The sequence below is a fragment of the Jeotgalibaca caeni genome, from assembly GCF_028863945.1.
In the GTDB taxonomy this organism is placed as follows: Bacteria; Bacillota; Bacilli; order Lactobacillales; family Aerococcaceae; genus Jeotgalibaca; species Jeotgalibaca caeni.
Genome location: NZ_JARBEA010000074.1, coordinates 1 through 10,439 on the forward strand (window position 1 = coordinate 1; position 10,439 = coordinate 10,439).

Genomic DNA, 10,439 nt, shown 5'->3' on the forward strand with positions numbered 1-10,439 from the left:
ATTACCAGACGCCACTAGAAGTGTTTTTGAGTTACCTAGACGAATCTACTTTGTCTAGCTTAAATTGACAAATCAAATTACTAAAAAACAATATAAAATAACGCATTTTAAGCCCTCTTTGTGCACAAGGATGAAGCGTTTAATTTGAAAGAGGCTTAAAATGCGTTTTAATTTTTCTGTTTTCATAAATATGTAGGTTAGTGGTTTAAAAATATAGGGTATTACAACTCTCAGCTATTAAAAATTATCTTTCGAAGTGTAGTCTATCCTCTCAAGTTAATAACGTTGGGTTCTTACCTAATCTTTTTTAATTGTTCATAAAAATTTTCATGCGTTCCACATAGTAAGATAGGTATCACTGCATTATCTTTAATTTCATATGCAACGCGATATGTCGTACCTGCATACGTGAATCCCATAGCCCAAATTCCTGATAAATCACCCGTTTTTTGTTCTCCCGAATGAGGACGAACTGCTATCTCATCATAAATTATCGTTAAAAATTGTTCTTTTAATGTTTTCTCTTTTAATTTTTTTAGATACTTTATTACGTGTTTAGAAGGTAGAATCTCATAAGCCAATTTCTGCTGCCAACTCCTCTTTTGTCATCGGTTTAGAATTTGCAACAGTATCTTCAGCAATAGTTCTAAATGCAGAAGTTAACGCATTTTTTCTATTTCTAAATTCTTTTAATATCTCTTGTTTGCTATAACCTTCTGAAAGAATATCAGCCAAAATATCTTCACTAAAATCAAAAAATTCTTTTTTAGGCTCTACAAACTCATAAAGGATACCATTCTCTACAAGCTTAGCTTCTACTTCAACACCATTGGGCACATCGAATTCTTTAGGGACAGTTAACATAATAGAATTTCCTTGTTTTCTTGTTTTTGTAATCATATTATTTCCTCCATCATTTAACACTTCGTAAGCACCATGTAATTACTTAGTAATTACATTGTACTCTATTTTTAGTAGAAATACAAAATAATAAAACTCCTTTAGAACAATTTCCAAAGGAGTTTTATTTGATTAGGAAGGAAATTATGTAGAATAATAATATGTTTTTAACTTGAAGCCAAAAACGCACTTGCAAGTAAGTTTACTTCAATACATGAAGTTGCTTATAATAGTGTATTGGAATTAAGGTAGATTGACAAAAGAGTGATCAAATAGGTATACTTCATTCAAATAATCGTTTGAATGTGAGGTGAGATGAATGGAAAACGTTTGCCAAGTGACTATCGTACATAAAGAAAAAGTAACTGTAATAAAAAATAAATTGGATCAAAAAGATTTTTCAAATTTACTTGTGTTAGGTAAATGTTTCAGCGATTATTCTAGAATTAAAATTTTCTATGCTTTAGAAACCTATAAGGAAATGTGTGTCTGTGATTTAGCAGAAATACTTACTGCTAGCGTTGCTACAACGTCACACCATTTACGTTTTTTAAAAAAACATGGGATGGCAAAATCACGTCAAGAAGGAAAAGTAGTTTATTACTCTTTAGCGAATGAAGACATTCTTTCCGCTATTCGTGTTTTTTTAAAGTTATCAGAAAATCTATCTATGAAATCTTAGTTTGGAGGAAGTTATTTTGTTACAAAGTATTTTTTCAGCTATCGCTGTTTACATTTCTACCAGCATTGATTATTTGTTTATCTTGCTTATTATCTTTTCCCAAAATCACACACAAAAAGGTATTCGTCACATTTTTTGGGGTCAATATCTTGGAACAGGCATTTTGGTAGCTATAAGTTTGTTTGCTGCTTATGTGCTGAATTTTATTCCGCAAGATTGGATCATTGGACTTCTTGGATTAATTCCAATTTATTTAGGTATCCGTGTCGCTGTGATAGGCGAAGAGGAGGAAGAAGAAGAGGAAGTCGTTGAAAAACTAGAATCTAGAGGAACCAGTCGGTTATTCTGGACTGTCGCCTTAATAACCATTGCGTCAGGTGGAGACAATTTAGGGATTTATATTCCCTACTTTACTTCGTTAGCTTTTTCAGAAATTTTAATTGCCTTAGTAGTATTCGTTATCTCGATTGCGATTCTTTGCTTTATCAGTTATAAGTTGGCAAAAATTTCCTTTGTTTCCGAAACGTTAGAAAAGTATGAACGAATCATTGTTCCAATCGTGTTTATTGGATTAGGAATCTTTATCTTGGTAGAGAACGGGACGATACAAACGCTACTAGGTTTTTAAAAATCATAATCACGAAAGATAAAAAGAGAGGCAGCGATTTGTTTAGTCGCTGCCTTTTTTGCTTTTCAAATAATGAGGTATTTTTAGTGTAGGACTATCCTAAGTGTTGTGGGAGTATCCTTTCTCAAGTTCTTCTTTACTTGTTGTTATTTCTATTGTGATATGATTTTTCACACTGGATTCATGTGCGATTTCTGCAATTACTTCTTTTATTTCCCTAGCCTTGTCTATGTCTGAAGGGTCTATAAGAACCGTGACGATAAGGGCGTTTTCTTCCCCGTCCAGTGACCAAATGTGAAAATGTGAGAGGTCTTTTACAGCAGGAACATTTTTAATGGAATTCGCCAAGCTCTTTACGTTTACATTTTCAGGCGAACCATTCAATAAAATTTTCATTGTGGTGAAAAATTCAGGAATGGTTTTGTAGAGGATATAGAGTGCAATCAAAATCGATAAGATAGGATCCAGACGATATGCCTCGGTAAAGTTCATTAGAATACTCACAATCAAGACTCCAATCCACCCTAATACGTCTTCCAGCATATGGAGGTTCAACATACCCTCATTTTTGGATGTGCCTTTGCTTAAAATCCAAGCAGCATATCCATTCAATGCAATAGCTACGAGAGAAAGCCAGAACATGCCACTATAATTTACGGGTTGTGGGTCAAGCAAACGTGGCACACTACGATAGATCATAAAGAACGAGCCACTAATTAGCACAACGCCAGTTATCAGCGCGCCCAGTAAAGAAAATCGGTTATAGCCAAAGGTGAACCGTTCATCTTGTTTTTTCTCTGAATAACCTTGAAAAAACCAAGCGAATCCAATTGAAATAGAGTCCCCTAAATCATGAACTGCGTCAGACATAATGGACACACTATTGAAAAGAAACCCAAAGAAAAATTCACTTATGGAGAAAATAAAATTTATGAAGAAAGCAATTTTAATATTTTTTTTCGATTGATCCTGATGCGAGTGATTATGATTTTTATCTGATTTTGACATTTTAAAAACCTCCTAAGTTTGTATGCTACATAACTAATTGGTTTTATTTTTCTAATTCACTGACATGAGTTAAAACTTGTTCGAGAATACTAAAAACATGAAGGTCATCTAAACTGTAAAGCATACTTTTTCCTTCTCTTCTTGATTTTACTAAGCGTGCGTCTTTCAACGTTTTTAATTGATGAGAAATAGCAGACTGTTCCATGTCCAGAGAAATAGCGATATTTCCAACACTACACTCTTTTTTCTGTAAAAGAAAGAGAACCGACAATCGTGTAGGATCACTAATCACCTTAAATAGTTTGCTTATTGACAGAATAGATTCTTTATCGATTGGAGAAGTTGTTTTTATATCCATAGTGTTTTTATTCCTTTCATATGACCTTTCGTTCATATCTATATTACCATATGAGCGAAACAATGCTAATCTTTTGTTTATAAAAGAGAAGTTGCGTTCTCTTTATCTTGACAAAACGTATATAGCGATATAAAATGAGAATACAAACATATGATTAGTTAGTCATATGCAAAGTAGATTCATTACGATTTACTTTTGGAATAGACGAAAGGATCCAGAAATAGCGGAAATTTTTGTGATTCAAGAAGTAAATGATGGAAAACAAAGGACTTATAAATTATATAGGGAGGCAATAGAAATGGAAACTGTCCAAAAACAACAGTCTCAAGAAAAGCATAATCACAACCACGGTCACGATCATGATCATGATCATGGGAAAATGCCAGTCGTTTTGTACTTTGTTGGTTTAGCATTAGCAGTGATTGCTCTATTTTTGAATGAAGATTATCAGTTGCTACAAAATGTTTTGTTCTCAATCGCTACAATCAGCGCTGGGTATCATGTCATTGTTCTTGAAGGCCTTGGAGAAACAATTGAGAACTCAAAAAACCAAAAAAAGTTCATGCCTAATTCTCATATTTTAATGGGATTAGCGGCAATCGGAGCTTCTTTAATGGGGAATTTTTGGGAAGGAACATTATTGATTCTTATTTTTTCTGGAGCACATTTTTTGGAAGATTATGCAGAAGGAAGAAGCAAACGAGAAATAACGAAATTACTCGAAATGAATCCAACGACTGCCCGGTTAATCCTACCTGATGGCAGTACAAAAAATGTAGATGTCAGTGAATTAAAAGTGGGAGATCAACTTCAAGTTTTGAATGGCGATCAAGTACCTATTGATGGCGTCATTTTGTCTGGATCTACATCCATTGATGAGTCGTCTATTAATGGAGAAAGTATCCCGAAAGAGAAATACAAAGGAGATGGCGTCTTCGGGAGTACAATTAATGGAACAGGTAGCTTCACGATGAAAGTCACCAAAGAAAACGAAGATACAGTATTTTCAAAAATTTTACAATTAGTGAACCAGAACCAAGATAACCAAACAAAAGCTGCGAGTATTATCCAAAAATTTGAACCCAAATACGTCACAGTTGTTTTAATTGCCATTCCGTTATTCATGTTATTGGCACCTTTTCTACTTGATTGGACATGGTCACAAAGTGTCTATAGAGGATTAGTCCTTTTAGTTGCAGCTTCACCGTGTGCTTTAGCAGCAGCTACTGTCTCGGCAACGCTATCGACGACTTCTAATTTAGCCAAAAAAGGAGTCCTTTCAAAAGGTAGTTCTTACCTGTCTCAATTAGCCGATATTAAAGCAATTGCATTTGATAAGACGGGCACCTTGACCAAAGGAAAACCTGAAGTAACCAATTATTATTTTGCTGATTCCGTGAACGAAGAAAACATGATTGATATCGTAGTAGCTCTTGAAAAAGAATCCAATCACCCTTTAGCAGATGCTATTCTAAGAAAGTTTGAGCAAAAAAACAAACTAACTATTGATGTAGAAAACCAGATTGGTAAAGGATTGACAGGAGATTACAAAGGGAGAAATTATCGTATAGGAAAACCGACTTCGTTTGATGATGTTTCAGATGAGTATAGTCGTTTAAATAATGAATGGGCATCTGAAGGGAAAACTGTCGTATATCTAGCAGTAGATGAAGAGGTTCTAGGCCTTATTGCCCTCATGGACATTCCAAGTGAACATGCAAAAGCAACCATTGAGTATTTCAGAAAACAAGGTATACACACCACATTAATTACTGGTGACTCAGAAATGACGGGAAAAGCGGTTGCTAAACAATTGGGAATAGATGAAGTGATTGCAAATGTCATGCCGGAAGACAAATCCAGAATAATAGACGAACAAAAAGAAAAATACGGTGTGACCGCCATGGTTGGAGACGGTGTAAATGATGCTCCTGCTCTTGTTAATGCAGATGTGGGAATCGCTATGGGAGATGGGACTGATGTGGCAGTAGAGGTATCTGATTTAGTTTTAATGCAAAACAATTTATCAAAATTGGTACAATCTCATAATATTTCTTCGAAAATGAACCGTGTTATTTGGCAGAATATTATTTTTTCAATGGCCGTTGTTGCTTTTTTAATTGTCGTTAGTTTCTTGGGCTTAACGGATATTGCCATCAGTGTCATTATTCATGAAGGAAGTACATTGGTTGTTATTTTGAATGGACTTCGATTGCTAAGGGCAGTCTAAAGAATGATTGCACACCTTCAAATTAATCGAGTAATAGAGATAATTAAGGATTACACTACATTTTTTATCTATATTATTTATTTATATTTATCTAGATGTTCAAAGTCAAAATGATATGTCAACCATACTCTTGTGGCGTGACTTGAATACAAGACACATGAAATTGTATAAAATCGTGTATCGAGAATCCTATACCTATAGGGTTCTTTTTTTGTACTCCCCCTAAACACACGATTTCGTGTTATAATGACTATTATCATGTATTCGAACAGACTAAAAAGGAGGGATTGTCATGGGCTATAATGTTCAGCCACTACGGTCGCAACAGGAGATTAATGATTTTTTATTTTGCCTGCGACGGAATAAAAATGCGGAACGTGACGTTTTCTTGTTTCTAATCGGAATTAACAGCGGTCTGCGCATGTCCGACATCGTCAAACTCAAGAAAAAAGACGTGATTACCTCAAAAAACCCGCGCATCGTGGAGCAAAAGACAGGGAAAACACGCATTTTATACTTAAGCAGCTTACAGGACTTGATTCACGGCTATACCGCAGCCTTAGATCCGGAGGCTTACTTGTTTCCCAGTACTAAGGGCGGCCATTTAGAAGTCAATACGGTCTACCAGATGTTTCAAAAGGTCGCGAAGCTGTTAGGAAGGGACGATATCGGCACCCACACCCTACGAAAAACCTTTGGGTACCACTATTACAAGAAAACCAAAGACGTGGCCACCTTAATGGAAATCTTTGGTCACAGCAGCGAGAAGATTACCAAACGCTACATCGGAATTAATGAAGATGAAATCAGTGAAACGTTATTAAATTTTCGGTTAGGTTTTTGATTGTATTATTATAGTAGATAAGCACAGTAAGACGTTTATAATTGGCCACGGTATTGGACAAATCCGCCTTTTTTTGGTATATTATATATACAAATGAGAGCAGGCTCATAGTCAACTTGATATAAATCCGGAACATAAGGGTCCGGCGGGTGGCGAGCACCAAAACTAAACTCGATACAAATCCGGAACGTAAGGGTCCGGCGGGTGGCAAGCACCAAAACTAAACCTGTATAAAAGGCTGCTCTTTTGAGCAGCTTTTTTTATTGGGAAAAAGGAGCATTCTTCACACGTGGCAAAAAAAGAATACAAACGCATGTCTATAAAAGAGACAACCCAAATTACCAGACAGTTAAACGCGATTTATAAGGCTGCCCATCTCTTACAAGAACATTTTGTAGATAAAAAAGTATCCTTTGTCGGAGAAGTCTCAACGGTAGCGATTATTTTTTCGACAACTAATTTTATGCACCTCTGTGGCATTGATTATCGCAGAGGCACACACTTGTTTTTTCAAGATGCCTTAGACAGGAAAATAAATTTACAGGATATTCAAATCAAAACGGATGGGACGACCTTTCAGAAATTACAAGTAATAGGTAGCCTTGATTTATTATTGGGGAAGCATATTTCTATTGTTGGCAGAGGTGTTTACTCTTCTCTTCGCTATGATGCAGCTATTCGAACAAGGAAAAAAATATTGGCCCTGTCTTTGAAACAAAACGGATTAATCTATATCCCTATCTCTTTGTTAAACCTATCATCAAAGGAAATTGGACCTGGACAAAAAGTTACTGGCATTTTTAGCGAGGATTTAACATCCGGGGAACTTAAAATGATTATGGAAGTCATCGATTAATCATTAATAGTGATATGCGACTGTATTTTGCAAGATGAAAGTGCAGAAGTTTGCAGCGCAATAGTGCAGAACATTGCTAAACCTGGTTATTCAATTTTTCCTGGTTGATAATGCGTTCGTAAAACGATAACTTTCCCCTGAGAAAGAAAAGATATGGGCATGATGGATCAGACGGTCGACTAAAGCACTTGTCAACCGTGGGTCTTGGAAAACCTTATTCCATGCGCTGAATTCAAGGTTCGTCGTGATGATTAGGCTTTTTCGTTCATAAAAATCCGAGATAAGATGGAAGAGCAGCTCGGAGCCTTCCTGATCCAGTGGGAGGTAGCCCAACTCGTCTAAAATCAATAAGTCACAGTTCTGGATACTTTTTCGGGTTCGCTCCAAGGTCCCTTTCCTGGTGGCTCTCAACAGCTTATCCACCAAGTCCAGGACCCGGTAGAAGCGGACTTGCTTGCCGTCTTTACAGGCCTCAAGCCCCAATGCGGTTGCCAGTGAGGTCTTTCCCGTTCCCGGTGTACCGATGAAAATCAGGTTTTCTTTTTTGTCTATGAATTCAAGCGTAATCAAGTCCTCCTTTGTCAGATAGGTCGGAAAAGTAATCTGGTTATGCCAAACATAGTTTTGCAGCTGCTTTTCGCTATGGAACCCGGCTTGTTTAACGAACCGGTTCGCTTTGGCGAGTTCCCTTTGCTCCTGTTCATGCCTTAGGCATGTGAGTATGGCACGTTGCTCTTCCTCCGGAATATCGGGGCGCGTCGCATAATCATACACATGTGCCAGCCGCAACTTCCGGCACAAATCCCTCAGCTCCATCCTCATGCCTGTTGCACCGCCTTCGGACTCAGTTGATCATAGCGGGTCATGTCAACTTGCTTTTGGGTTTCTGTTAAGCCCAGGTTGGCCAATACCAGTTCTTCAAAGCGTTCTTGCATTTCTTCAAGTGTGTAACGGTCCAACAAACTGCTGATTTGCCGCAATCGTTCTCGGATAGTGGCTGGATTCTGCTCCACCAAATAGAGCTTGATGTTAGCCGGAAGAAGCTTGGTATAACGCGAGTGCTTAATGGCACGGGGCTTGATTTTCCAATCTTCGAATTTTTGCTTCCAATCGACTGGTACGGATTCGTTCATATAAGGTCTGGGTCCTTCATGAATAATTTCGCCATTGGCATTCACACAGGTGAAGCTGTTCCAGGTAAGCCTCACTAACAGGTGACTATTTCGACCCGCTTTCGGAATGTGGAGGGCCTCACCATCGATCGTTAGTTCACCATACTTGTTGGTTTTTGCTTCCTTGTAGCTGAAAACCGGATAAGGTTCTGTCGGCAGTCGCAGGAGGGTTGGCGTTTCATCGTCCCACAATTCGCTGATGGTCACGTGTTTCTGATAATGATTCCGGATGCTGTCTTCTGCCAGTCGGTTATTCAACCATTCCGTCAGCTGTTCAAAGCTTGCCATCATGGGAATTTCATCGAAAAAATTGTAGCGAATATAACCCACTTTGTTTTCGACGGCGCCTTTTTCATGCCCGGAGTATGCGTTACAGGCGACCGCATTGAAGCGGTAGTAGGCACGAAACTGTTCGAATTCGTCAGTGAAAACCGTGTCGTCATTCCCTTTTTTCGGTTTTATGACAGCCGCTGCGAGATTGTCTATGCGGATTTCTGTGGGGATGCCACCTGAGAGCTCAAACAATCGCTCCAAACCGTTCAGGAAACACTCCCGATTTTCCCGCGGTAACGCCACCGCGAAAGCACGATTCGAATAGGGATATGCAAGCACGAGTAACTTGATTGTCCGCAGCTCGTTCTGGTATGCCACGCGATACGTTCCGAAATCCAGTTGCGCCTCCCCGGCGGGGTGGTCTAGTTTTTCGAACGCCGCCGCCTTGGCCGTCTCTTTCTGGGTATTTTGAATATACTGGCAGACCGTCCGATAACTACCGGGGAAGCCAAGTTTTTTGAGTTGTTCAAAGAGTGCCTTGCGTGTCCGGCGATTTTTCCGGGTTTCCCGGCTATCTTCGAACAACCACCCGTCAATGATTTCATGCCAGCCGTCATCATACATCATGCCGCTTCTCGTTCGTTTGCGTTCCTTCGGCAAGATATCCGAGTCGGCATACTTCTTTGCGGTGCGCCAGTTTATTCCTTCATTTTTCGCAATCTGATTGATTGAAAGGCCTTCTTCATTTCGGCTTTCTTTGATATGATTAATTCGGTCCATTGTTAACATCCTTTTTGATCCTCCAATATAAGTCTCGACAACTCTATTGTAGGTTATTCATTCAGGTGTCAGCAATGGACTTTTTTTATTGCAGCGTTATGTACTTTTTCGTTTCAAAACTCTGCACTTTTATTATGCTCTACACAATGCGACGTCATTTTGAAGTAATTATTCTATTTTGGGTTATAAAATAAAGCATTTTAAGACGATTTCAAATCATTCATGTGGGTTATTTTATCACGGATGAGCTTGAAATCGTCTTTTATACGTATCAAATTGAAATGTTCGGCATACAATCTATCGTTGTTACTACATTACTAATTGTCACTTGTTAACGAACTTGGATCCTTTCTAAACATTCCCTAGAGATAAATTTTACTTTATCCCTCCGTTAATATCCAATTTAAGCACCCTTCCGATTCAGGGTTAATTTGCGTAACAAGCGCGGCTTGAGGTCCAGTAACATTAGTCCTTTTAGTCCGACTGAACCCCTCATGAAAAAGTCTTGAACGACCTTTCAATTTATTGGCAGCTATATATTTCAGGTAGAATATCCTTGTTGACTTATGGACATAAGATATAGATATGGCAAACAGGCACTAAGTATCGTCTGTTAATTTAGCGCCATTAATCTTGAGTTTTGACTATGAAAACGATACCCTCTCATTAATAGCATGAGCAAGGTAGATATACTTTGGAAAGAATAAG

At 38.0% G+C, this 10,439-nt stretch carries 11 protein-coding genes; 5 read left to right on the top strand and 6 right to left on the bottom strand.

The genetic code is table 11. The annotated features are described in order from the left end of the window. Positions 1–293: 293 nt before the first annotated feature. The gene (locus tag PVE40_RS11635; protein ID WP_274732115.1) at positions 294–581 is read right to left on the bottom strand and encodes a type II toxin-antitoxin system RelE/ParE family toxin; all 288 of its coding nucleotides are present in this window, start codon (positions 579–581) and stop codon (positions 294–296) included. Then, positions 571–900, bottom strand: coding sequence for an AbrB/MazE/SpoVT family DNA-binding domain-containing protein (locus PVE40_RS11640; protein ID WP_274732116.1), 330 nt, complete (start codon positions 898–900; stop codon positions 571–573). Before PVE40_RS11640 ends, PVE40_RS11635 begins: the two co-directional genes overlap by 11 nt. Positions 901–1,219: 319 nt before the next feature. Here PVE40_RS11640 and PVE40_RS11645 point away from each other — a divergent pair, with 319 nt between their 5' ends. Beyond that, on the top strand, positions 1,220–1,582 hold the full coding sequence (locus PVE40_RS11645) for an ArsR/SmtB family transcription factor (protein WP_274732117.1): 363 nt from the start codon (positions 1,220–1,222) through the stop codon (positions 1,580–1,582). Between the two features lie 16 nt (positions 1,583–1,598). Beyond that, positions 1,599–2,210 (top strand): CadD family cadmium resistance transporter, encoded by a 612-nt coding sequence (locus PVE40_RS11650; protein ID WP_274732118.1) that lies wholly within the window; start codon positions 1,599–1,601, stop codon positions 2,208–2,210. 99 nt (positions 2,211–2,309) lie between these two features. Here the strand turns inward: PVE40_RS11650 and PVE40_RS11655 are convergent, their stop codons facing one another. Beyond that, positions 2,310–3,218, bottom strand: a complete 909-nt coding sequence (locus PVE40_RS11655; RefSeq protein WP_068561832.1) for a cation diffusion facilitator family transporter — start codon at positions 3,216–3,218, stop codon at positions 2,310–2,312. A gap of 43 nt (positions 3,219–3,261) precedes the next feature. Further along, a complete protein-coding gene (locus PVE40_RS11660; RefSeq protein ID WP_068561834.1) occupies positions 3,262–3,576 on the bottom strand; it encodes an ArsR/SmtB family transcription factor in 315 nt (104 codons plus the stop codon). Positions 3,577–3,874: 298 nt separating this feature from the next. Here PVE40_RS11660 and PVE40_RS11665 point away from each other — a divergent pair, with 298 nt between their 5' ends. From PVE40_RS11665 to PVE40_RS11675, 3 genes are all read left to right on the top strand, one after another. Then, complete coding sequence (locus PVE40_RS11665) at positions 3,875–5,806, top strand: heavy metal translocating P-type ATPase (protein WP_274732121.1); 1,932 nt, start codon at positions 3,875–3,877, stop codon at positions 5,804–5,806. Positions 5,807–6,098: 292 nt separating this feature from the next. Beyond that, on the top strand, positions 6,099–6,650 hold the full coding sequence (locus tag PVE40_RS11670) for a tyrosine-type recombinase/integrase (RefSeq protein WP_128704454.1): 552 nt from the start codon (positions 6,099–6,101) through the stop codon (positions 6,648–6,650). Between the two features lie 313 nt (positions 6,651–6,963). Beyond that, positions 6,964–7,506, top strand: a complete 543-nt coding sequence (locus tag PVE40_RS11675; RefSeq protein WP_002301358.1) for a PBECR4 domain-containing protein — start codon at positions 6,964–6,966, stop codon at positions 7,504–7,506. Between the two features lie 90 nt (positions 7,507–7,596). On the opposite strand, the gene istB is transcribed toward PVE40_RS11675, so the two are convergent. Together istB and istA are read right to left on the bottom strand one after the other, a co-directional pair. Further along, on the bottom strand, positions 7,597–8,328 hold the full coding sequence (gene istB, locus PVE40_RS11680) for an IS21-like element helper ATPase IstB (RefSeq protein ID WP_274732122.1): 732 nt from the start codon (positions 8,326–8,328) through the stop codon (positions 7,597–7,599). Next, positions 8,325–9,731, bottom strand: a complete 1,407-nt coding sequence (istA, locus tag PVE40_RS11685; protein ID WP_274732123.1) for an IS21 family transposase — start codon at positions 9,729–9,731, stop codon at positions 8,325–8,327. Before istA ends, istB begins: the two co-directional genes overlap by 4 nt. Positions 9,732–10,439: the final 708 nt, after the last annotated feature.

Bases quoted from the DNA above. Each gene is read 5' to 3' on its own strand.
- PVE40_RS11640 (WP_274732116.1), bottom strand. From the start codon at position 900: ATGATTACAAAAACAAGAAAACAAGGAAATTCTATTATGTTAACTGTC.
- PVE40_RS11645 (WP_274732117.1), top strand. From the start codon at position 1,220: ATGGAAAACGTTTGCCAAGTGACTATCGTACATAAAGAAAAAGTAACT.
- PVE40_RS11655 (WP_068561832.1), bottom strand. From the start codon at position 3,218: ATGTCAAAATCAGATAAAAATCATAATCACTCGCATCAGGATCAATCG.
- PVE40_RS11660 (WP_068561834.1), bottom strand. From the start codon at position 3,576: ATGGATATAAAAACAACTTCTCCAATCGATAAAGAATCTATTCTGTCA.
- PVE40_RS11665 (WP_274732121.1), top strand. From the start codon at position 3,875: ATGGAAACTGTCCAAAAACAACAGTCTCAAGAAAAGCATAATCACAAC.
- PVE40_RS11670 (WP_128704454.1), top strand. From the start codon at position 6,099: ATGGGCTATAATGTTCAGCCACTACGGTCGCAACAGGAGATTAATGAT.
- PVE40_RS11675 (WP_002301358.1), top strand. From the start codon at position 6,964: ATGTCTATAAAAGAGACAACCCAAATTACCAGACAGTTAAACGCGATT.
- istB (WP_274732122.1), bottom strand. From the start codon at position 8,328: ATGAGGATGGAGCTGAGGGATTTGTGCCGGAAGTTGCGGCTGGCACAT.
- istA (WP_274732123.1), bottom strand. From the start codon at position 9,731: ATGGACCGAATTAATCATATCAAAGAAAGCCGAAATGAAGAAGGCCTT.